This is a genomic window from Herbiconiux aconitum (assembly GCF_024979235.1).
GTDB classification, from domain to species: Bacteria; Actinomycetota; Actinomycetes; order Actinomycetales; family Microbacteriaceae; genus Herbiconiux; species Herbiconiux aconitum.
The window spans coordinates 1,109,101-1,129,904 of sequence record NZ_JANLCM010000001.1; the positions used below are offsets into that span (position 1 = coordinate 1,109,101).

A 20,804-nucleotide genomic window follows, 5' to 3' on the forward strand; every position below is an offset into this window, starting at 1 on the left:
GCACCCACCCATGATGCAGCGGCGGCGGAGTCGGGTGGGCTTTCTTGGCGTGGTGGGCGTTTACGGGCGGAAAGCCCACCCGACTCCGCCGCCGCGACCCGCGCCTTGGAGATGGAAGACGAGCACGCGGCCCACAACTATCATCCGCTGCCCGTCGTCGCCGCCACAGGCGAAGGCGCCTGGATCACCGCGGTCGACGGCCGGCGCTACCTCGACTGCCTCGCCGCCTACTCGGCGGTGAACTTCGGGCACTCGCATCCGCAACTCGTCGACGCGGCCAAGGCGCAGCTCGACCGCATCACCCTCACCAGCCGCGCCTTCCACTCCGATCGTCTCGGTCCGTTCGTCGAGGAGCTCGCCGCTCTCGCGGGCAAAGACATGGTGCTGCCGATGAACACGGGGGCGGAGGCCGTCGAATCCGGCATCAAGCTCGCCCGCGCCTGGGGCTACCGCGTGAAGGGCGTCGAGCACGACCGCGCCACGATCATCGTGGCCGACGGCAACTTCCACGGCCGCACCACCACGATCATCAGCTTCTCCGACGACCCGGTGGCCCGCGACGACTTCGGGCCGTACACGCCCGGCTTCGTGCGCGTTCCCTACGGTGATGCGGATGCTCTGGCCCACGCCGTCTCCGAGAACCCGAACACGGTCGCGGTGCTGCTCGAACCGATCCAGGGCGAGGCCGGCATCATCGTGCCTCCCGCCGACTACTTGCCACGCGTGCGTGAGATCTGCACCGCCCAGAACGTGCTCTTCATCGCCGACGAGATCCAGTCAGGCCTCGGGCGCACCGGCGCCACCTTCGCCTGCGATCTGGTGGGTGTGGTTCCGGATGTCTACCTGCTCGGCAAAGCGCTCGGCGGGGGCATCGTGCCGGTGTCGGCGGTCGTCGCGAACCGCGACGTGCTCGGGGTTCTGCGGCCGGGCGAACACGGCTCGACCTTCGGAGGCAATCCTCTCGCCGCCGCCGTCGGCCTCGAGGTGGTGCGGATGCTCGCGACCGGCTACTACCAGGAACGCGCGGCCCGCCTCGGCGCCCTTCTGCAGTCGCGCTTGCGCGAACTGATCGGGCACGGCGTGATCACGGTGCGCGGCGCCGGACTCTGGGCCGGCATCGACGTCGATCCCGCTCTGGCGACGGGCCGAGAGGTCTGCGAACTGCTGATGGAAAGGGGCGTGCTGGCCAAGGACACGCACGGATCGACCATCCGCCTCGCTCCGCCGATCGTGGTCGAGCCCGAAGATCTCGACTGGGCCGTCGATCAGCTCGCCGAGGTGCTGCGCGCGTTGCGCTGAGCCGCCCCCGGCGCGGACGTCGAGTCGCGCACGACCAGTTCTGAGGCGAGTTGCACGCGCGGGTTCGCGATGGCATCCCCCCGCGACAGGGTGAGGAGCAGGCGTGTCGCCTCGGCGGCCATTCCGGCGAGCGGTTGCCGCACCGTCGTGAGCTGAGGTGTCACCCACTGGCACAGGTCGACATCGTCGAAGCCCACGATGGAGAGGTCTTCGGGAATGCGGATGCCGCGTTCCCGAGCGGCGAGGTAGACGCCGTAGGCCTGCTCGTCGGAGCCGCTGATGATCGCCGTCGGGCGATCCGGCAGGTCGAGCAATTCGCCGCCGAATTTCTGCCCACCCGGCGTGAGTGAGTTGCCCTCGCGGACCAGCGTGCTGTCGGTCGCCACCCGCGCGCGGCCCAGCGCCGAGAAGTAGCCGTCGAGCCGATCTTGGTGGCACTCCAGCACCAATGGACCGGTGATGAAGCCGATGCGGGTGTGGCCAAGGCCCAGGAGGTGTTCGGTCGCGTCTCGTCCGCCCGCCCAGTCGGTGGCGGCCACGGTGACGTAGGACTCCGTGTCGGTACCGACCGGGTCGATGAGCACCACCGGAACCTGCAGTCGCGACAGTTCGTCGCGCGCGCCATCGGCGAGCTCGGACACCACCAGCACCACGCCATCGGTGCCGCGGGCGGTCAGACGCTCGATCCAGTCGGGTGTTCCGGCTGGATGCCCGTCGGTGACCGTGATCACGAGGTCGGCACCCTCACGTGCTGCTTCGGCTTGCGCGCCGCGGAGCAGTTCGGTGGCCCATTGGGTGTCGAGACTGGAGATGACGAAATCGATCAGCGCCATCTCACGCCGCGATTTGCGCCGCTCGTAGCCGCGCTCGTCGAGGAGCTTCTCGATCGCGGTGCGCTTGCTCTCCGAGATTCCGCGCTTGCCGTTGAGTACCCGCGAGACGGTGGGAACCGACACTCCCGCGGCCGCAGCGATCTCGGCGAGCGTCGTCGTGCGCTCCGCCGCTCGCTTCGCTGCCCCAGCCATCTCATCCCTCGAAATCCCGTCGGCATCTGCACTGTTGACACCTGCACTCGACGGAACCTAGTATAACAAGCGCGCAACATGCAACGCAAGTTGCGTAACAAGAGCGAAGATGCTTGCAACGCAAGTTGATTCCTGGTGCACCAGCAGCACACGAGCGCGGCTCTCCCGCAGCTCGTAGATCCCCGCAGAGACGCGGGGTCCTACTAGGAGGAAATCAATGTCAACACAGTGGTCCCGATGGCGCCGTGCCGGTGGAGTTCTGCTCGCCGGTGCCACCCTCATGGCGCTCGCCGCCTGCTCAGGCGGAGGCGCGGCTCCAGCCGACGCGAGTTCCGCATCCAAGGGCGACATCACCTGGTGGGGCTGGACGCCCGACAAGACGAACGCCGACAAGCTCATCGCCGCGTTCAACGAGGAATACCCCGACATCAAGGTCGAATTCGTCTCGAAGCCCATCGACACCTACGACTCCGTGCTCGGCCCGGCGATCACCTCGAGCGAAGGCCCCGACGTCTTCAACGTCGCCCCCGGTTCCGCCAACGGTGGTGTCGACACCTTCCAGGCCGGCGCCATCGATCTCGCTCCCGCGGTGGAAGGCGCTCTCGGCGCCGACTGGCAGACGAAGCTCGCCACCTCCGGCGTCGACGGACTCATGGTCGGCGACAAGGTCGTCGGTCTCTCCGCCGGTGCCGTCTACTCCGGCAGCGTCTGGATCAACAAGGACATCTTCGACAAGAACGGCCTGACCCCTCCGACGAACCTGGACGAGTGGAAGTCGGTGTGCGACGCGCTCACCGCCGCCGGCCAAGGCTGCTTCGTGCAGGGCGCCGGCCAATGGGCCTTCGACATGGACACCTTCGAGGCCATCATGGAGAACGTCGAGCCGGGCGCCTACGTCAAGGCGACCGAGGGCAAGATGAGCTTCACCGATCCCGTGTTCCTCGAGGGCATGGAGATCTGGAAGCAGCTCTTCGACGACGGGATCATGCAGGAAGGCGCCGTCGGCCTGCAGCAGTACCCGGATGCGAACAACGAGTTCATGTCGGGCCGGTACGCGATGGTCATGATGGGCACCTGGTACACCCAGTACACGGTGAAAGACATCATGATCGCCGCGATGGAGGCCGCCGGTGTGAGCAACCCGGAGCCGTTCACGATGATCCCGATCCAGTTCCCCGATGTTGCGAACACCGGCAACGTGGGCAACATGTTCGGCGATGCCGACTACGGTCTCGCGGTCAGCGCGAAGTCCGACCAGCAGGCGGCCGCGACGACGTTCGCGACCTGGCTGGCCACGTCGGACGCGGGCCAGCAGGCCGTCGCGAACACGCTGAACAACATCCCGTCGCTGAAGGGCATCCAGCCGCAGTGGGATCAGATCGATCTGGTGAACGCCGACGCACAGCTCGACTCGCTCAAGGAACTCACCGAGATCGCGAGCGCGTCGACCCAGCCGCGCTTCGCGAGCGTGAGCGCCGACCTCAACACCGCGTTCCGCGATGCCCTCATCGGGGTCGCCACCGGCGACGTCACCCCTGACGAGGCGCTGAAGAACCTGCAGGCGGTCGTCGACGCCGGCTAGGCCTTCCCGCACGGCGGGGCGGGCGTACCCCGCCCTCCCCGCCGTGCCCTCCCCGAATCGCGCCAGATCAATGGAGCTCTCATGAACACTGCTACGGCAGAGGTCTCGCTGTCGGCGAGACCCACGACGACCGGCGAGCCACCGCGCCGCCGCCGTCGTCCTCGGCGAGGACTGGGCATCGGGATGCTCTGGATCCTCCCCGCCCTCGCCCTCGTCATCGGGATGATCTACTTCTCGATCGGATTCACCGGCTACGTCTCGACCCTCGAATGGAACGGCTTCGTTCTGAGCCCGTCGGAGTTCGTCGGCTGGGACAACTACACGCAGATGGTGCAGGACCCGGTCTTCTGGACGGCGATCTGGCACACGGTGGTGTTCTTCATCGTGACCTTCACGATCCAGACCGCCATCGGCTTCACCTTCGCCGCCCTCCTCCATTCGAAGATCCGCCTGGCACCCATCTACAAGGTCATCATCTTCGTGCCGACCGTGCTCGCCCCGGCGACCATGGCCCCGGTGTTCCGCTCCATCTTCGACGCGAACGGCCAGTTCAACTGGGTGCTCGAGCACGTCGGGCTCGGCGACCTGGCCCGACCGTGGCTCGCGGATGGCGCGACCGCGATGCCCGTGGTGATGGCCGTCACGATCTGGCAGTGGACCGGTTTGACCTTCATCCTCTTCTACGCGGCGATGAGCCAGATCGATCCGCAGGTGCTCGAGGCGGCGCGCGTCGACGGCGCGAGCAATCTACGCACACTCCGTTCGATCATCTGGCCGCTCTGCGCCGGCACCACCATCGCGCTCGCCACCCTCGGGGTGATCGGCGCCCTCAAGACCTTCGACGTGCCCTATCTCGTGACCAAGGCGGGGCCCAACCACGCCACCGAATTCTTGGGCACCTACATCTACCAGACAATGGTGCAGGAGAAGCACTTCGGCTATGCCGCCGCCATCTCGGTCGCCCTGCTCGTGATCGCCATCGGCGGTGGCGTGCTCCTGCGCGCCCGTCGCGGCCAGAAGGAGTCCTGACCGATGTTCGAACTTCGCTCCCGGTTCTCCCGGGTCGGCGTGCAACTGCTCGCCACCGTGATCGCACTGCCGTTCCTGGCCGCCCTCGTCGCCATGGTGCAGGGGTCGTTCGCCGGCCAGGGCTGGGGCAACTACGCCAAGGTGTTCGCCACCGGAGTCGTGCCCACCTACTTCATGAACAGCGCCATCGTGGCCGGCGCGACCATCCTGATCGTCTACGTCGTCACGATGCTCGGCGCCTTCGGCTTCGCCAAGCTGCGCATCCGGGGCAAGGAGATCTGGTTCTGGATCATCCTCGCCGCGCTCGCCATGCCCGAAGCCGTGCTCCTCACCCCGTTGTTCGTCACCGCGTCGACGTTCGACATCTACAACGAGCTCATCGCGGTGATCCTCCCCCTGGCCGCGCTGCAGGTGCCGTTCACGATCCTGCTCGCCCGGGGGTTCTTCGAGGGGATTCCCACGGAGCTGATGGATGCCGGCCGGGTCGACGGTGCCGGCACCTTCCGCGTGTTCTGGCACATCGTGCTGCCACTGACCCGCCCCATCGCCGGAGCGATCGTGGTGCTCACCCTGCTGAACGCCTGGAACGCCTATCTGCTGCCCATGCTGATGCTCAACGATCCGAGCAAGCAGGTGGTGACGCTGCTGCCGTCGTTCTTCACGAGCCAGTACACGAACGACCAGACGGGCGTGCTCGCGGCAGCCGTGATCACTGCGGTGCCCGTCATCGTCGCCTACCTGCTGCTGCAGCGCTCGTTCGAACGCGGCCTTTCGGCCGGGGCCCTGAAGTGACCGCGGCACCCGTCGGCGGCCGTCTGAATGGCCAGCTCGCGGTCGTCACCGCGGGCACCTCGGGCATCGGACGCGCCGTCGTGGAGGCGTTCCTCGCCGAGGGCGCGGAGGTGATCCTCACCGGGGTCGACGCCGGGCGGGCGGAGGCCGCGCGGCAGGCGCTGGGCGACCGCGCCCAGGTCGTCGTGGCCGACTCGAGCTCGCTCGCCGATCTCGATCGTCTCGCCGCGCTCGTCTCCGAGGGCGGCCGGCCGGTCGACATCCTCGTGGCCAACGCCGGCCGCGACACGGATGCGACGCCCATCAGCGATCTCACCCCGGAGCTGTTCGATCACGTGGCCGACCTGAACTTCCGCGGCACGGTCTTCACCCTGCAGAAACTCATTCCGCAGCTGAACGACGGCGCCCGCATCGTGCTCGTGTCGTCGATCGCGGGGCTGAACGGCGGCCCCGGGCACGCTGTCTACAACGCCACGAAGGCGGCCGTGCGCTCGCTCGCCCGCACGGTGACGTCAGAACTCCGCACCCGCGGCATCCGTGCCAACGCGGTCAGCCCCGGGCCCATCGCCACCGCCGGCTTCGACCAGTTCACCGGCGGATCGGCGGCGGTCGAACAGGCCGTCGCCGAGATGGTGCCGGTCGGGCGGATCGGTCGCCCCGAGGAGGTCGCCGCCGCCGTGCTCTTCCTCGCCGGCCATGAATCGAGCTTCGTCGCCGGCGCCGAACTGGTGGTCGACGGCGGTATGAGCCAGGTGTGAGCGGCACAACCGCTTCCGCTACTTCCCGCAACAACGAAAGGTGCACTGCGTGTCTAATCCCCTGAAATTCGCGATCGTCGGAACAGGTTGGCGGTCCGATTTCTTCCTGCGCATGGCGCGGGCCGCCCCCGAGCGGCTCGAGGTGGTGGCGGTGCTGGCCCGATCGGATGCCGCCGCCCTGCGTGTGGCCGAGGCCTGGGGCGTGCCCGTGGCGCGCACGATCGACGAGGTGCTCGCGCCCCAGCCGGAGTTCGTGATCGCGGCGGTGTCGTGGCCGTCGATGCCGGGCGTCGTGACGGAGCTCGTCGAGCGCGGCGCGCACGTTCTCGCCGAGACTCCGCCGGCCCCGACCGCCGAAGGGCTCCGCGATCTGTGGAACGCGGTGGGCGCATCCGGCCGGGTGCAGGTCGCTGAGCAGTACATGCTGATGCCGGGCCACGCAGCCCGGCTCGCCGTGGTGCGATCGGGCGCGATCGGAACCCCGACCGCGGTCGAGGTCGCCTCGACCCACCTCTATCACGCGACCTCGATCATGCGTTCGTTCCTGGGTGCAGGATTCGACGAGACCGTCGTCAACGCGCGCACCTTCACGGCTCCGCAGTCCGATCCGCTCACGTTCGACGGGTGGGCGCCCGATCCGTCACCCGTGCCGCGCACCACCACCGTCGCCACGCTCGACTTCGGCGACGGGCGGATGGGACTCTACGACTTCGTCGACAACCAGTGGTGGAACCCGCTGCTCGCCCGCCGCATCGTCATCCGCGGGTCTCTCGGAGAGATCGTGGACGACACGGTGACGCGACTCACCGACGAGGGCGTCGTCATCTCGCCCATCTCCTACCGTCGCACCGGTATCGACATGAACCTCGAGGGCAACGAGGTCGTCTCGGCGTCGTTCGAGGGGCGGATCGTCTACCAGAACCCGTGGATCGGAACCCGGTTGTCCGAAGACGACATCGCCGTGGCGTCGTTCCTCGAAGAGGTCGGTCGCTGGGCCCGCTCCGAGGGCCCTGAGCCCTATCCGCTCGCGGATGCCTGCCAAGACCATCTACTCGGACTCGCCATCGAGGAGTCCGCCCGCAATCGCGCCGACGTGCGCACCAACAAGGAGGTATGGGCCTGATGCCGCTCATCACGATCGAAGTCGCCGACACCGTTCCCGTCGAGAAGCGCCACGCCTACGCCGAGGCCGTCAACGCCGGGCTCGTCGAGGGTCTCGGCATGGATGTCGAAGACCGCTTCCAGGTCATCCACCCGCTGCCGGCCGACCACATCGTCGCCGACCCGCACTACCTCGGGGGTGACCGGCGCGATGTCGTGTACATCCGCATCCTGATGGTGAAGATGTACGACGCGGCCACCAAGGTCAAGGCGTTCGAGGCCATCGCGCGCCGGATGGAGGCGGAAGGCGTGCGCCCCGACGACGTGTTCATCGCGATCACCGAGAACACCCTCGACGACTGGTACCCGGGCGCACGAGGCGTGCGATGACCGTGGACGACCCGACGGGTCGAACCCTCAGCGCCCGGGTCGCTCTGACCGACCGCGACGGCCGCCCGCTCGAGCGCCGACCGGTCGTGGTGGAGCAGCTGCGGCACGACTTCGGTTTCGGCAACATCGGGTTCGATTTCGTGGAGTGGATCGGCGGACCGCCGGATGGGCAGAGCGGGCGGGCCCTCGAGTTCTTCGGGGGATCGCTGACGCAGAGCCCTGAAGCGCTCGCGTCGGAGTGGCTCGAGCTGTTCAACCTGGCGACCCTGCCGTTCTACTGGCGAGGATTCGAGCCCGAGCGGGGTCACCCGGAGACGGCTCGACTGCACAAGACCGCTGAGTGGTTCGGTGCGCAGGGCGTGACGGTCAAGGGGCATCCGCTGCTCTGGCACACGCTCACGCCGGAGTGGCTCGTCGAGCTCGACGATGCCGCCGTCGAGGCCGCCATCCGCGACCACATCGCGAGCCTGGTGACCGATTTCTCGGGGGTCATCGACCTGTGGGACGCCATCAACGAAGCCGTGATCCTGCCGGTCTTCACGGCGGAGGAGAACGCGGTGACACGGCTGGCGCGGAAGAAGGGCCGCGTCGGCATGGTGGCGATGGCCTTCGAGGTCGCCCGTGAGGCGAACCCGGGCGCGCGCTTCGTGCTCAACGACTTCGACCTCTCGGCCGACTACGAGCGCCTCATCGAGGAATGCCTCGACGCCGGAATCCGCATCGACGCGCTGGGTCTTCAGACCCACATGCACCAGGGCTACCGGGGCGAAGACGACATCTCCGAGAAGATCGGGCGGTTCGCGCGCTTCGGCCTTCCGCTGCAGCTGACCGAGACCACCCTGCTCTCCGGAGACCTGATGCCGAAGGAGATCGTCGACCTCAACGACTACGTGGTCGACTCCTGGCCCTCGACCGACGAAGGCGAAGCGCGGCAGGCCGAGGAGATCGTGCGGCACTACCGCAACGTGGTCGCGCATCCGCAGGTCGAATCGCTCACCTACTGGGGGATCACCGACGAGGGCGCCTGGCTCGGGGCCCCGTCGGGTATCCTCCGCGGCGACGGCTCGCGCAAGCCCGCGTTCGATGCCCTGCACGGACTCGTGCGCGGCGAATGGTGGCAGGCGCCCACTTCGACCGAGAGCAGTGACGACGGTTCGATCGAGGTGCGCGGCTTCGCGGGTTCCTACCTCGTGTCGACCGACGCGGGCTCGGGTGAACTCCACCTCGCGCCGGGCGGCACGGATGCCGTCACCGTGACGATCGGGGAGGATGCGCATGCCCGCTCGAACGGATGACGCCGTGCTCGACGACCTCGCCGAGACCGCCCGAGCCGTTCAGGTTTCCTCCCGCACCGAGCGCGCGGGCTGGCTGCGCGGCATCGCCGACCGGTTGGAGGCGGAGCGGGACGGTCTGGTGGCGATCGCCGATCGCGAGACCCGTCCGGGCGAAGCCCGCCTCGGCGGCGAAGTGCTGCGCACCACCGGGCAGCTGCGGATGTTCGCGGAGGTGGTCGAGGAGGGCTCCTACCTCGAAGCCGTCGTCGACACCGCAGATCCTGCCGCCGCGCCCCCGCGGCCCGAGATCCGGCGGCTCCTCCGGCCGATCGGGCCGGTCGCCGTGTTCGCGGCATCCAACTTCCCGTTCGCCTTCTCGGTGGCCGGCGGTGACACCGCATCCGCGCTCGCCGCAGGGTGCCCGGTGGTGGTCAAAGCGCACTCCGGGCATCCGGAACTCTCGCGGGAGACCGCACGTCTGGTTCGGGAGGCGCTCGCCGCGGCCGGAGCCCCAGCCGGCACGTTCGCCCTCGTGGAGGGCCGCGAGACCGGGTTGCGGCTCGCCCGTGCCGCTGCCATCCGTGCCGTCGCCTTCACGGGCTCGCTGGCCGGCGGACGGGGCCTGCTCGCCGCCATCGCCGAACGCCCCGACCCCATCCCGTTCTTCGGTGAACTCGGGAGCGTCAACCCGGTCGTCGTGACACCCGGCGCGGTCGAGGCTCGTGGAGACGCCATCGCCGACGGGCTCGTCGACTCGTTCACGCTCGGTGCCGGACAGTTCTGCACGAAGCCGGGCATCGTGTTCGTACCCGCCGGATTCGCGTCGAGGGATGCCCTTCGGCGGGCGGTCGAGCGTCGGCCGGCTTTCGCCCTCCTGACCGAACGCATCACCGACGCCTTCCTCCCCGGCACCGATCGTCTGCGCGCTGCCGGCGACGTGCAGGTCGTGGCCGGGTCGGTGAGCCGCGGCGTCGACGGCGTCACCGCTGCGGTGCTGCACACGACGGTCGCGAACGTCATCCGCAACAGTGACGCCCTGCTCGAAGAATGCTTCGGCCCGCTCACCCTCCTCGTGGAGTACCGGTCGCTCGACGAAGTGCACGCCGCCCTCGCTCTGATCGACGGCTCGCTCACCGCCACGGTGCATGCCGAGGAGCACGAGCGCGACGAGGTCGAGGGCCTGGTCGACATCCTCGCGGAGCGCGCCGGGCGCGTGCTGTTCGACGGCTGGCCCACCGGGGTCGCCGTGACCTGGGGGCAGCACCACGGCGGACCCTGGCCCGCCACCACCTCGCAGCACACCTCGGTGGGGGCGTCGGCCATCCGGCGGTTCCTTCGCCCGGTCGCCTTTCAGAACGCTCCGGAGTACGCGCTGCCCGCCGATCTGCGCGACGACGCGCTGACCCGAATTCCCCACCGTGTCGACGGCCGACTGATTGTTCCGTAAGGATCGAGAGCATGCAGAATCACAACGACAGTGAGTCCACGACGAATGACGCATCTTCCCGTTCGGGAGAAGCGATGAGGAGCTCTGCCTGGTACGGCGGCGACGACCGCAACGCCTACCTGCACCGGGCCTGGATGCGCCGGGGTGTTCCGGATCACGCCTTCGACGGCCGACCGAACATCGCCATCGCGAACACGGCATCCGACCTCTCGCCCTGCAACACCCATCTCGACGAGGTGGCGCAGAGCGTCAAGAACGGCATCTACGAGGCCGGCGGCATCCCCTACAACCTTCCGGTGATCTCGCTCGGCGAGACGACCGTACGCACCACGGCCATGCTCTGGCGCAACATGGCGGCAATGGCCGCTGAGGAGATGTTCCGGGCGAACCCGATCGACGGACTCGTGCTGCTGGGCGGATGCGACAAGACCATCCCGGCGCTGCTGATGGCGGCGGCCTCGGTGGGCATCCCCGCGATCGTGGTGCCGGGTGGGCCCATGCTCAACGGGTCGTTCCGCGGCCGGCCGCTCGGATGCGGAACGGATGTCTGGAAGCTCAGCGAGGAGGTGCGCGCCGGGAAACTCGACCCCGAGTACTTCGTGAAGTCGGAATCGTCGATGATCCGGAGCCGCGGCCACTGCAACACGATGGGCACCGCGTCGACGATGGCGTGCGTGGCGGAAGCCCTCGGGATGACGCTTCCCGGCATCGCGGGCATCCCCGCATCCGACAGCCGCCTGCTGGAATTCGCGCACGCCACCGGTCGGCAGGCCGTCCGACTGGCCGAAGAGGGCGTGACGCCCGCGTCGGTGATGACGAAGGCGGCCTTCCACAATGCGATCATCGCTCTCGCGGCGATCGGCGGCTCGACCAATGCGGTCGTGCACCTTCTGGCCATCGCCGGGCGGGTCGGCGTCGAACTCGAGCTCGACGACTTCGACCGGATCGGCGCCGATGTGCCGCTACTCGTGAACCTGCAACCCGCGGGCGAGCACCTCATGGAAGACCTGTTCAACGCGGGCGGGTTCCTCGCCGCGCTCGGCGAGGTGCGCGACCTGCTCGATCCCACCGCCGTCACGGTGGCCGGGCGACCGCTGGTCGACGAGCTCGACGGGCACGAGGTATGGAATCGAGACGTCATCCGCACCGCCGACGACCCGCTGCAACGCGGCGCCGGGATCGCGGTGCTCCGAGGGAACCTGGCGTCATCCGGAGCCATCATCAAGCCGGCTGCGGCCACTCCCGCCCTGCTGCGCCATCGCGGTCCGGCAGTCGTGTTCGACTCCGTCGAGGACATGCACGCCCGCATCGACGACCCGGCCCTCGACGTCGACGAGAACTCGGTTCTGGTGCTGCGCGGATGCGGCCCACGCGGCTACCCGGGCATGCCCGAGGTCGCGAACATGCCGATGCCGAAGCGCGTGCTCGACAAGGGCGTGCGCGACATGGTGCGGGTCTGCGACGGGCGGATGAGCGGAACGGCCTATGGCACCGTGGTGCTGCACGTCACGCCGGAGGCAGCGGCGGGAGGACTCCTCGCCCTCGTGCAGGACGGCGACCTGATCGACCTCGATGTCGAGGCGCGCACCCTCACGCTCCTCGTGTCGGATGCGGAACTGGCGACCCGCGTGCCGCCCGCCTCGCTGACCGAGGCCTACGGCAAGGCCGAGCGGGGATGGTCGCAGCTGTACATCGATCACGTGCAGCAGGCCGACTCCGGAGCCGATCTCGACTTCCTCGTCGGCGCATCGGGCCCGGCCGTGATGCGCGAGTCGCACTGATGGCCACGGTGAACGCCGCGGTGCTGCGGGAATTCGGGGGAGCTCTGCAGGTCGAACAGATCGAGCTCGATCCCCCCGGGCGCGGCGAGATCGTGGTGCAGATCGAAGCGGCCGGAGTGTGCCATTCCGACCTGCACTACCTGCAGGGCGACCTGCAGTGCCCGTTGCCGGTCGTTCCCGGCCACGAGGGTGCCGGTCGGGTGGTGCAACTGGGCGAGGGCGTCAGCGGTGACATCGCGGTGGGCGACCGGGTGGCCCTGCTCTGGCGCCCCAATTGCGGTCGCTGCGCCAACTGCGTGGCGGGCAAGCCCATCATGTGCGAGTTCGGGCCTGTGCAGGCGCGGTCGGGTGGCCTTCTCGACGGCACCACCCGGATGAGCGTCGACGGGGAGCGCGTGCACCACCTGCTGGGTGTCTCGTGCTTCTCGGAGCGGGTCGTCGTGCCCGAGCGGAGCGTCGTGCGGGTGCCCGACGACATCCCCGCCGCCGTGGCCGCGATCGCCGGGTGCGCCGTGATCACCGGGTTCGGCGTGGTGCGCAACGTGATCGGCGCCTGTCTCGGCGAGCCCCTGGTCGTGCTGGGCGCCGGCGGCGTGGGGCTTGCCGCCGTGATGGGCGCGAAGCTGGCCGGCGCGAATCCGCTGATCGTGATCGACGTCGACGAGGCCAAGTTGCAGCTCGCCGCCGAGCTCGGCGCGACGATCACGATCGACGTCCGCGACGGCGACATCGTGGAGCAGGTGCTCTCGCACGTTCCCGATGGTGTGCTCTGGGCCATCGAGGCGATCGGGCGGCCGGAGACCCTGAACTCGGCGTTCAGGATGCTCAAGCCGGGCGGCACGGCCGTCGCGGTGGGGCTCGGCCGGGTCGGGCAGACGGTCGACGTGCCCATCAACGAGCTCGTGCAGCGTCAGAAGAGGGTGATCGGGTCGCTGTACGGCTCGTCGATCCCTCAGCTCGACCTTCCCGTCATCTTCGAGCTGTACCGCTCCGGGCAGCTGCCGCTGGACCGCCTGATCGGCGACACGTATCCGCTCGACCGCATCGACGACGCGTTCGCCGCCCTGAAGGCGGGTGCGGTGGGTCGGTCGATCATCGACCCCAGCACCATCCAAGGAGTTCCGTGAGCTACGCCGCCTACCCCAGCCTGCGCGACAAGACGGTGGTCGTCAGCGGCGGTGCGACGGGTCTCGGGGCCGAGTTCGTGCGACAGTTCGCCGCCCAAGGGGCCCGCGTCGGCTTCGTCGACATCGACGCGTTGCACGGGGAGGCGCTCGCCGCCGAGATCGGGCCTTCCGCTCTCTTCCTGCCGTGCGACGTGCGCGACGTCGGAAGTCTCGAGTCGGCGATCGACGACATCCTGCACACCTTCGGACCGGCGACGATCCTCGTGAACAACGCGGCCCACGACAAGAGGCACTCGATCGACGAGCTCGACGTCGACTACTGGAACGACCGGATGGCGGTCAACCTCCGTCACCAGTTCTTCGCCGCCCGGCGGCTCGCGCCCGTGATGCGAGCCGCGGGAGGCGGGTCGATCATCAACCTCGGCTCGATCAGCGCGCACATCGATCTGGTCGACCTCGTCGGCTACATCACGGCGAAGGCGGGCATCGAGGGGTTGACGCGCACGCTGGCGCGCGAACTCGGCGGTGACCGCATCCGCGTGAACTGCGTCATCCCGGGCTGGGTGATGACCGAGCGTCAGCTGCGCGACTGGGTGACCCCGGAAGCCGACGCTCAGATCGACCGCAATCAGTGCCTCAGCGATCGCGTGCTGCCGGCCGACGTGGCGCGGATGGTGCTGTGGCTCGCCGCCGACGACTCCGCGATGTGCACGGCCCAGAACTGGGTGGTCGACGGCGGCTGGCTCTGAGGGGCACGGGATACCGGGTGCGCCTTAGCTCCGGAGCCCGCGCGCCGACGTCACGATGTGGTCGACGAACCCGTATTCCTGCGACTCCTCCGCCGTGAACCAGCGGTCGCGGTCGGCGTCCGAGGTGATCTGATCGAGGGTGCGGCCGGTCTGCGCGCTCGTGAGTTCAGCCATCCGCTGCTTGAACGCGAGGATCTGCTTCGCCTGCGTCTGGATGTCGGCCGCCGATCCCCCGAACCCGCCGTGCGGCTGGTGCATCACCACGCTCGCATTCGGCAGGGCGTACCGCTTGCCCGGGGTGCCCGACGACAACAGGAACTGTCCCATCGACGCCGCGAATCCCAGAGCCACGGTCGCGACATCCGCTTGCACGAAGTTCATGGTGTCGTAGATCGCGAATCCCGACGTCACGGAGCCGCCGGGTGAGTTGATGTAGAGATAGATGTCCCTCTCGGGCGCCACCGCGTTCAGCAGGAGGAGCTTGGCGCAGATCTCGTTGGCCACCACGTCGGTCACCTCGCTGCCGAGGAAAACGATGCGCTCGTCGAGGAGGCGCTGGAAGACCTGGGGGTCGGTGGAGCTTGCGGTGTCGGTCATGGTGGTCCTTCCCGGTGGGCGCGGCGGTCGCGTCGGCCGTTCCGGTTCAGGATGCGTCGCGCCGGGCATCCGTGTCGCCCGGTTCTGCGGTCGGCAGATCTGCCGAGGGCAGACCCCCTCGAAGCGCCCGACCGATTCTGCTGTCAGCAGACACCGCCGTCACGCGGGGCGGAACGGATGCGCTGGGGAGGCCCACGACGTACCCTGGCTTCATGCTCCTCCGCCACGCGATCGGACACGTTCTGCGGCGAATCCGCCTGGAACGGCGACTCACTCTGCGCGACCTCGCGGCCGGCTCCAGAGTCTCGGTGCCCTATCTCTCGGAGATCGAGCGAGGGCGCAAAGAGGTGTCCTCTGAGATTCTGGCGACGGTGTGCCGGGTGCTCGACCTCTCGCTCGCCGAGCTGCTCGACGCGGTGAGCAGGGAGCTCGGGGCCGCCGCGGCCCCGGCCGACACCGGATCGGCCGTGCCGGGTCGCGCGCCTGTCATCTCGATCCAGTCGCGCACCGAGCTGGGCGCCGTCGCGGCTACGTCTCCGGATGCGCGCGCGTCCGCCCCCGCCGTCCCCTCCTTGCTAGCCGCCTGACGCCGCGCGACGCCGCCAGCGCCGAATCGCCAGAATCCGTCGGAATCCCGCTCGCCGTAGCGGCGTGTCTTGGCGAATCGACGCCGGGGGCAGGCACCCAGTTGCGCGCACTAGAATCGGATGCTGAGGGCAGGTGATGATGGCCGTTTCTTCCGAGGCGGGATCCCGCGTCGACGACGCATACGAGTGGTTGCTCGCTGAGATCACGGGTTTCCGGCTGAGGTCGGGTTCGCCGTTGTCGGAGAACCGACTCGCGAGCCAGCTCGGCATCAGCCGCACGCCGGTGCGCGAAGCGCTGCAGCGTCTCGAGAAAGAGGGGCTGGTCAAGCGCACCGACAACGCGCGCTTCACCGTCTCGCAGCTGACCGCCACCGAGGTCAACGACGCCTGCGACCTGCTCGAGGTGCTCGACACCTACATCTGCCGCAAGGCCGCGACCACGCTCACGGACGACGAGGCGAAGAAGCTCAAGGGCTACGTCGACGACATGTACAAGGCGGCCGCGAACGACGACCGGCAGGGCTGGGCGCTCGCCGACCAGCTGTTCCACCGCTACGCGAACACCCTCTCGGGCAACGTGCTGGTGGCCGAGACGGTGCGGGAGACGCGTCGGCGCATCCAGCGGTTCTGGCTGCGGGCAGCCTCGATGCAGTCGCGACTGCTCTCCTGCGCCGAGGAGTACGACGAGCTCTACCAGGCGATGGTGGCGCGCGAGTACGCCGGCATCGAGCCGGCGGTGAAGAAGCACATCGGCCACATGCGGGAGCGGATGCTCGAGATGATCGCTGCCGCCGCCATCCTCCTCGGCGACGACTGAGCCCCGTCCGTCCCCTTCCTCCTCGTCGACTCGCGATGTGGGGCGGCCGCTAGACCGGTTCGGTCACGAAGTCGATGAGCTGCTCGACGCGACCGAGGAGCACTGGCTCGAGGTCGGTGTACGTAGTGACCCGTGCCAGGATGCGCTTCCAGGCCCGTGCGATGTCGGCCTGGTCGTCGTGCGGCCATCCGAACGCCTCGCAGATGCCGTGCTTCCACTCGATCGAACGCGGCACGGTCGGCCACGCGCGGATGCCCATCGCCGCGGGGGTCACCGCCTGCCAGATGTCGACGAACGGATGCCCCACCACGGCCACGTGGGCGCCGAACGGGCCGCGCGAAACGGCCTCCGCGATGCGGCTCTCCTTCGACCCGGTGACGAGGTGGTCGACGAGCACGCCGATGCGGCGCTCACGCGTCGGAGCGAAATCGCGCACGACCGCGTCGAGGTCGTCGACGCCCTCGAGGTATTCGACCACGACGCCCTCGCTGCGGAGGTCATCGCCCCAGACCTTCTCGACCAGCTCGGCGTCGTGTCGACCTTCGACGTAGATGCGGCTCGCCCGGGCGACCCGGGCGCGTTCGAGTGGTGCCGCGATCGAACCCGAGGCGGTGCGCCTCGGCCCGGCCTCGGCTGCGCGGGTCGCCGCCGTCTTCGGATGCACGAGCTGCACCGGCCGGCCCTCGAGCAGGAACCCGGCACCGAGAGGGAACACGCGGCGCTTGCCATTGCGGTCTTCGAGCTCGACGGTGCGGCCCTCGACCCGCGTCACGCTGCCGCAGAAGTCGCTCGCGACCTCCTCGACCACCAGGTCGAACTCGGCCTCGACCTTCGGCAGGGCGACGGGCGCGGCGCGCCGGTTGTAGTCGGCGAGCACGTCGGAGCCATAGCGGTCATAGGAGTCATCGGGCACTGCACAAGGCTACGGCGTCGTGTGGTCGTCGCCAGGAGCGCGCGCCGACGCCGGCCAGCGGCGCCGCCCTAAACTGAGACCACTCCGTCCGGCCGCAGAGAGGCAGCACCCATGATCGCGACCGTGCTCGCCATCGGAGAGTCGCTCGTCGACGTGGTCGACGCTCCGGATGCCCATGGATCGCCGATCCGGGTGGAGCACCCGGGCGGTTCGCCCATGAACATCGCTTACGGAGCCGCCCGGCTCGGCTTGCCGGTGACGCTCCTCACCGCTCTCGGCCGTGACCCGCGCGGCGACTCGATCGTCGAACATCTCGAGTCGGCGGGCGTCGTCATCGCACCGGCATCGTTCCGCGACGACGAGACGTCGTCGGCGACGGCGCACATGCAGCCCGACGGATCGGCCCGCTACGATTTCGACCTCCGCTGGTCGCTCCCGGCAGACCGACCACCGGAGGCTGCGATCGTGCACGTCGGTTCGATCGCCGCCTTTCTCGAGCCGGGCGGCACCTCGGTGCTCACGCTCGTGCGGCAGCTCGCGACATCCGACGACCCGCCGATCATCACCTTCGACCCCAACATGCGACCCACGATCGTGACCGACCATCCCGCCGCCCTCGAGCGTTTCGAGCACCTCGCTCGAGCCACCACCGTGCTCAAGTTGAGCGACGAGGACGCCGCGTGGCTGTATCCGGATGCCTCGATCGACGAAGCGATCGACCGCATCCTCGCCCTCGGACCGGCCCTCGTGGCCGTGACGCGAGGTGGTGACGGCGCCGTGCTGGCTGCGGGCGCCGAACGGCTCGCGATCCCGGGGCGGCAGGTCGAGGTCGCCGACACGATCGGAGCCGGCGACTCGTTCATGAGCGCCCTGATCTTCCAGCTCGCCGGCATGCTCGACGACGACATCCCGGCCGCCGCCCTCCGCGACGGATCGTCGTTCGACGCAGAGCGCCTCGCGACGATCGGGTCGTTCGCGGTGCGGTGCGCCGCCATCACGGTGTCCCGGGCGGGCGCGAATCCGCCGCTGCTGGCGGAGGTCACGCGCTAGTCGCTGCGTTTCGGGAGGAGGAGCGGCGAACGACGCCCAGATGCGGGGCTCGTTGCACGCACGTCCTCCCGAAACGACGCCGCCCGCCGCTCGCGTCGTGAAGAAGGGGCGGGCGGGAGTGGCTGGGCCGGTCGTTTCGGGCGAACCTGGGGCAGACCGGGCCCCGATTCGGGTTCGGTTGCGTGCACGTTCGCCCGAAACGACCGAGACCTCGCTACGCGTCGGCGGCGGTGGCTGCCTCGGCCTTGGTGACGGGCTTGCGCGCGCGGCTCTTGGCCGCAGCCGGCGCAGCGGGCGCCTTGGCCGGAGCCTCCGCGGTCGTCGCCCTTGCGGCCCGAGGCGCACGGGCACGAGGCGCACGGGCACGAGCGGCCGCTGCCGCAGCCGGCGCGGCCTCCGCGGCCGCCACGACGGCGGGCGCCACCGCGCGCGGGATGAGCCGCTCGAGCTGCGTCACGTGCGAAGGGTTGAGCTCCTCGAGCGAGTTCACGCCGAGCAGGCGCATGGTGCGCGCGACCTGCGTGCCGAGGATGTCGATCATCCGGTCGACCCCCTGCCGGCCGCCGGCCATCAGGCCGTAGAGGTAGGCGCGCCCCACCATCGTGAAGCGAGCGCCGAGCGCGACGGAGGCGACGATGTCGGCTCCCGACATGATGCCCGTGTCGAGGTGGATCTCCATGTCCTTTCCGAGCTCGCGCGCGACATCCGGCAGCAGGTGGAAGGGGATGGGCGCTCGGTCGAGTTGACGACCGCCGTGGTTCGAGAGGGTGATGCCATCGACGCCCATATCGGCGAGTCGACGGGCGTCGGCGATGTTCTGCACGCCTTTCACGACGACCTTGCCGGGCCACTGGGCCTTGATCCACTCGAGGTCTTCGAAGGTGACGGTGGGGTCGAACATCGAGTCGAGCAGTTCGCCGACGGTGCCCGACCAGCGGTCGAGCGAGGCGAAGGCGAGGGGCTCGGTGGTGAGGAAGTTGATCCACCACTCGGGGCGTGGGATCGCGTTCACGACGGTGCCGGCGGTCAGCTGCGGCGGAATCGAGAAGCCGTTGCGCTTGTCACGCAGGCGCGCGCCGGCCACGGGCACGTCGACGGTCACGAGCAGCGTGTCGAACCCGGCCGCAGCGGCGCGTTCCACCAGCGCCATCGAGCGCGGGCGGTCTTTCCACATGTACAGCTGGAACCAGTTGCGGCCGGTCGGGTTCGCCGCCTTGACATCTTCGATCGCGGTCGTTCCCATGGTCGACAGGGCGAACGGGATGCCGGCCGCACCGGCCGCGCCCGCTCCGGCGATCTCGCCCTCGGTCTGCATCATGCGCGTGAACCCGGTCGGGGCGATGCCGAACGGGAGCGACACGGGGGCGCCGAGCACGTCCCATCCGGTGTTCACCGTCGACACGTCGCGGAGGATCGACGGGTTGAACTGGATGTCTTCGAACGCCTGGCGAGCCCGCTGCAGGCTGATCTCACCCTCGGCCGCGCCCTCGGTGTAGTCGAAGGCGGCTTTCGGGGTGCGGCGCTGGGCGATGGCGCGGAGGTCGGCGATGGTGAGCGCCGAGTCGAGGCGGCGCTTCTTCGCGTTGAGCTCGGGCGCCTTGAACCGCATGAGCGGGGCGAGGTCTTTGATCTTGGGGATGCGGCGCTGAACCATGGTGTTCCTCTTCGGTTTTCGGTCGTCGGTGTCGTGGTCAGTGGGGGTGCACGCTCGAGACGTCGGTCTCGGCGTGGTAGGTCTCGATGTGCTGGCGGATGCGTGTGCGAGCGAGTTCGGAGTCGTGCGCCTGGATCGCGGCCACGATGGCACGGTGCTCGAGCTTCAAGCGGGCGGCCGTGTCGTTCCACGAGGGAAGGAACGACGCGCCGACGCGCACGTACTTCTCGATCGAGTCGCGCAGGCCCGCCATCATCGACGCGATCACCTCGTTGCCGGAGGCGACGGCGAGGGCGAGGTGGAAGGCCTGGTCGAGGGTGAGGTATTCGTCGCGGGTGAGGGGCGCATCCTGTTCCATCGCGTCGAGCAGTTCGAGTGCCGCGTCGAGGTCGGGGTCGGATGCCTCGGCGAGCTCCCCGACCACGGCCGACTCCAGCACGAGCCGGGTCTTCACCACGTCGCGCACCGCGAATCCGTGGGCCGCGACCTGGAGTCGCACGAGCGCCGACATACCGCCGGTCGGTCGCGCGATGATGATGGCTCCCGACTGCGGACCCGATCCCGAAGCCGTGCGGATGAGGCCGAGCACTTCGAGAACGCGGATCGCCTCCCGCACGCTGGAGCGGCCGACGCCGAGTTCGGCAGCGAGGGTGCGTTCGGGTGGCAGGTGGTCGCCGGGCTTGAGGGCACCGGAGAGCAGGTCGCCTTCGATGCGCTGCAGAACGACCTCCCAGGCGCGGGCCGGCTCGACCGGAGCGATCAGCGGCACGTGCTCGGTGGTCACGGGGCCTCCTCCTGCGTCGTCGAATCGGGTTGACCGTGTGGTCAGACC

At 69.1% G+C, this 20,804-nt stretch carries 21 protein-coding genes; 15 read left to right on the plus strand and 6 right to left on the minus strand.

Annotation, left to right across the window (positions count from 1 at the left end; all coding sequences use genetic code 11):
* Positions 1-111: 111 nt before the first annotated feature.
* The gene (rocD, locus tag N1027_RS05065; protein WP_259507910.1) at positions 112-1,299 is read left to right on the plus strand and encodes an ornithine--oxo-acid transaminase; all 1,188 of its coding nucleotides are present in this window, start codon (positions 112-114) and stop codon (positions 1,297-1,299) included.
* Here the strand turns inward: rocD and N1027_RS05070 are convergent.
* The gene (locus N1027_RS05070; protein ID WP_259505830.1) at positions 1,266-2,324 is read right to left on the minus strand and encodes a LacI family DNA-binding transcriptional regulator; all 1,059 of its coding nucleotides are present in this window, start codon (positions 2,322-2,324) and stop codon (positions 1,266-1,268) included. The two genes, rocD and N1027_RS05070, sit on opposite strands and share 34 nt — an antisense overlap.
* Positions 2,325-2,541: 217 nt before the next feature.
* Here N1027_RS05070 and N1027_RS05075 point away from each other — a divergent pair, with 217 nt between their 5' ends.
* From N1027_RS05075 to N1027_RS05125, 11 genes are all read left to right on the plus strand, one after another.
* A complete protein-coding gene (locus tag N1027_RS05075; protein ID WP_259505831.1) occupies positions 2,542-3,906 on the plus strand; it encodes an ABC transporter substrate-binding protein in 1,365 nt (454 codons plus the stop codon).
* An 81-nt stretch (positions 3,907-3,987) separates the two neighbouring features.
* On the plus strand, positions 3,988-4,935 hold the full coding sequence (locus tag N1027_RS05080; protein ID WP_259505832.1) for a carbohydrate ABC transporter permease: 948 nt from the start codon (positions 3,988-3,990) through the stop codon (positions 4,933-4,935).
* A 3-nt stretch (positions 4,936-4,938) separates the two neighbouring features.
* A complete protein-coding gene (locus tag N1027_RS05085; protein ID WP_259505833.1) occupies positions 4,939-5,727 on the plus strand; it encodes a carbohydrate ABC transporter permease in 789 nt (262 codons plus the stop codon).
* Positions 5,724-6,485 (plus strand): SDR family oxidoreductase, encoded by a 762-nt coding sequence (locus N1027_RS05090; protein ID WP_259505834.1) that lies wholly within the window; start codon positions 5,724-5,726, stop codon positions 6,483-6,485. Before N1027_RS05085 ends, N1027_RS05090 begins: the two co-directional genes overlap by 4 nt.
* A gap of 49 nt (positions 6,486-6,534) precedes the next feature.
* Positions 6,535-7,608 (plus strand): Gfo/Idh/MocA family protein, encoded by a 1,074-nt coding sequence (locus N1027_RS05095; RefSeq protein WP_259505835.1) that lies wholly within the window; start codon positions 6,535-6,537, stop codon positions 7,606-7,608.
* Positions 7,608-7,976: a tautomerase family protein gene (locus N1027_RS05100; protein ID WP_259505836.1), complete on the plus strand. Its 369-nt coding sequence runs from the start codon at positions 7,608-7,610 to the stop codon at positions 7,974-7,976. The genes N1027_RS05095 and N1027_RS05100 overlap by 1 nt, the downstream gene beginning before the upstream one ends.
* Entirely contained in the window at positions 7,973-9,271 is a 1,299-nt protein-coding gene (locus N1027_RS05105; RefSeq protein WP_259505837.1) for an endo-1,4-beta-xylanase, read from the plus strand. The genes N1027_RS05100 and N1027_RS05105 overlap by 4 nt, the downstream gene beginning before the upstream one ends.
* Entirely contained in the window at positions 9,252-10,697 is a 1,446-nt protein-coding gene (locus tag N1027_RS05110; protein ID WP_259505838.1) for an aldehyde dehydrogenase (NADP(+)), read from the plus strand. Before N1027_RS05105 ends, N1027_RS05110 begins: the two co-directional genes overlap by 20 nt.
* Before the next feature lie 74 nt (positions 10,698-10,771).
* Complete coding sequence (locus N1027_RS05115) at positions 10,772-12,478, plus strand: IlvD/Edd family dehydratase (protein WP_372499680.1); 1,707 nt, start codon at positions 10,772-10,774, stop codon at positions 12,476-12,478.
* On the plus strand, positions 12,478-13,605 hold the full coding sequence (locus N1027_RS05120; protein ID WP_259505848.1) for a zinc-binding dehydrogenase: 1,128 nt from the start codon (positions 12,478-12,480) through the stop codon (positions 13,603-13,605). Before N1027_RS05115 ends, N1027_RS05120 begins: the two co-directional genes overlap by 1 nt.
* Positions 13,602-14,354: an SDR family NAD(P)-dependent oxidoreductase gene (locus tag N1027_RS05125; RefSeq protein ID WP_259505849.1), complete on the plus strand. Its 753-nt coding sequence runs from the start codon at positions 13,602-13,604 to the stop codon at positions 14,352-14,354. The genes N1027_RS05120 and N1027_RS05125 overlap by 4 nt, the downstream gene beginning before the upstream one ends.
* A gap of 24 nt (positions 14,355-14,378) precedes the next feature.
* On the opposite strand, the gene N1027_RS05130 is transcribed toward N1027_RS05125, so the two are convergent.
* On the minus strand, positions 14,379-14,951 hold the full coding sequence (locus N1027_RS05130) for an ATP-dependent Clp protease proteolytic subunit (protein ID WP_259505850.1): 573 nt from the start codon (positions 14,949-14,951) through the stop codon (positions 14,379-14,381).
* A 46-nt stretch (positions 14,952-14,997) separates the two neighbouring features.
* Positions 14,998-15,165, minus strand: a complete 168-nt coding sequence (locus N1027_RS05135) for a hypothetical protein (protein ID WP_259505851.1) — start codon at positions 15,163-15,165, stop codon at positions 14,998-15,000.
* Here N1027_RS05135 and N1027_RS05140 point away from each other — a divergent pair.
* Both N1027_RS05140 and N1027_RS05145 read left to right on the plus strand, forming a co-directional pair.
* Complete coding sequence (locus N1027_RS05140; protein ID WP_259505852.1) at positions 15,164-15,538, plus strand: helix-turn-helix domain-containing protein; 375 nt, start codon at positions 15,164-15,166, stop codon at positions 15,536-15,538. The two genes, N1027_RS05135 and N1027_RS05140, sit on opposite strands and share 2 nt — an antisense overlap.
* A 139-nt stretch (positions 15,539-15,677) precedes the next feature.
* Entirely contained in the window at positions 15,678-16,355 is a 678-nt protein-coding gene (locus N1027_RS05145) for a GntR family transcriptional regulator (RefSeq protein WP_259505853.1), read from the plus strand.
* Between the two features lie 49 nt (positions 16,356-16,404).
* Here N1027_RS05145 and N1027_RS05150 read toward each other — a convergent pair whose 3' ends face one another.
* A complete protein-coding gene (locus tag N1027_RS05150) occupies positions 16,405-17,268 on the minus strand; it encodes a DUF3097 domain-containing protein (RefSeq protein WP_259505859.1) in 864 nt (287 codons plus the stop codon).
* A gap of 111 nt (positions 17,269-17,379) precedes the next feature.
* On the opposite strand from N1027_RS05150, the gene N1027_RS05155 reads away from it, so the two are divergent.
* Positions 17,380-18,318, plus strand: coding sequence for a carbohydrate kinase family protein (locus N1027_RS05155; protein WP_259505862.1), 939 nt, complete (start codon positions 17,380-17,382; stop codon positions 18,316-18,318).
* 214 nt (positions 18,319-18,532) lie between these two features.
* Here N1027_RS05155 and N1027_RS05160 read toward each other — a convergent pair whose 3' ends face one another.
* Positions 18,533-19,972: an alpha-hydroxy acid oxidase gene (locus N1027_RS05160; RefSeq protein ID WP_259505864.1), complete on the minus strand. Its 1,440-nt coding sequence runs from the start codon at positions 19,970-19,972 to the stop codon at positions 18,533-18,535.
* 37 nt (positions 19,973-20,009) lie between these two features.
* Positions 20,010-20,756 (minus strand): FadR/GntR family transcriptional regulator, encoded by a 747-nt coding sequence (locus tag N1027_RS05165; protein ID WP_259505866.1) that lies wholly within the window; start codon positions 20,754-20,756, stop codon positions 20,010-20,012.
* Between the last annotated feature and the right edge of the window lie 48 nt (positions 20,757-20,804).

Coding starts and splice junctions, on each gene's coding strand:
- N1027_RS05145 (WP_259505853.1), top strand. CDS start 15,678: ATGGCCGTTTCTTCCGAGGCGGGATCCCGCGTCGACGACGCATACGAG.
- N1027_RS05105 (WP_259505837.1), top strand. CDS start 7,973: ATGACCGTGGACGACCCGACGGGTCGAACCCTCAGCGCCCGGGTCGCT.
- N1027_RS05100 (WP_259505836.1), top strand. CDS start 7,608: ATGCCGCTCATCACGATCGAAGTCGCCGACACCGTTCCCGTCGAGAAG.
- N1027_RS05120 (WP_259505848.1), top strand. CDS start 12,478: ATGGCCACGGTGAACGCCGCGGTGCTGCGGGAATTCGGGGGAGCTCTG.
- N1027_RS05115 (WP_372499680.1), top strand. CDS start 10,772: ATGAGGAGCTCTGCCTGGTACGGCGGCGACGACCGCAACGCCTACCTG.
- N1027_RS05080 (WP_259505832.1), top strand. CDS start 3,988: ATGAACACTGCTACGGCAGAGGTCTCGCTGTCGGCGAGACCCACGACG.
- N1027_RS05075 (WP_259505831.1), top strand. CDS start 2,542: ATGTCAACACAGTGGTCCCGATGGCGCCGTGCCGGTGGAGTTCTGCTC.
- N1027_RS05135 (WP_259505851.1), bottom strand. CDS start 15,165: ATGAAGCCAGGGTACGTCGTGGGCCTCCCCAGCGCATCCGTTCCGCCC.
- N1027_RS05140 (WP_259505852.1), top strand. CDS start 15,164: ATGCTCCTCCGCCACGCGATCGGACACGTTCTGCGGCGAATCCGCCTG.
- N1027_RS05160 (WP_259505864.1), bottom strand. CDS start 19,972: ATGGTTCAGCGCCGCATCCCCAAGATCAAAGACCTCGCCCCGCTCATG.
- N1027_RS05155 (WP_259505862.1), top strand. CDS start 17,380: ATGATCGCGACCGTGCTCGCCATCGGAGAGTCGCTCGTCGACGTGGTC.
- rocD (WP_259507910.1), top strand. CDS start 112: ATGGAAGACGAGCACGCGGCCCACAACTATCATCCGCTGCCCGTCGTC.
- N1027_RS05070 (WP_259505830.1), bottom strand. CDS start 2,324: ATGGCTGGGGCAGCGAAGCGAGCGGCGGAGCGCACGACGACGCTCGCC.
- N1027_RS05110 (WP_259505838.1), top strand. CDS start 9,252: ATGCCCGCTCGAACGGATGACGCCGTGCTCGACGACCTCGCCGAGACC.
- N1027_RS05085 (WP_259505833.1), top strand. CDS start 4,939: ATGTTCGAACTTCGCTCCCGGTTCTCCCGGGTCGGCGTGCAACTGCTC.
- N1027_RS05130 (WP_259505850.1), bottom strand. CDS start 14,951: ATGACCGACACCGCAAGCTCCACCGACCCCCAGGTCTTCCAGCGCCTC.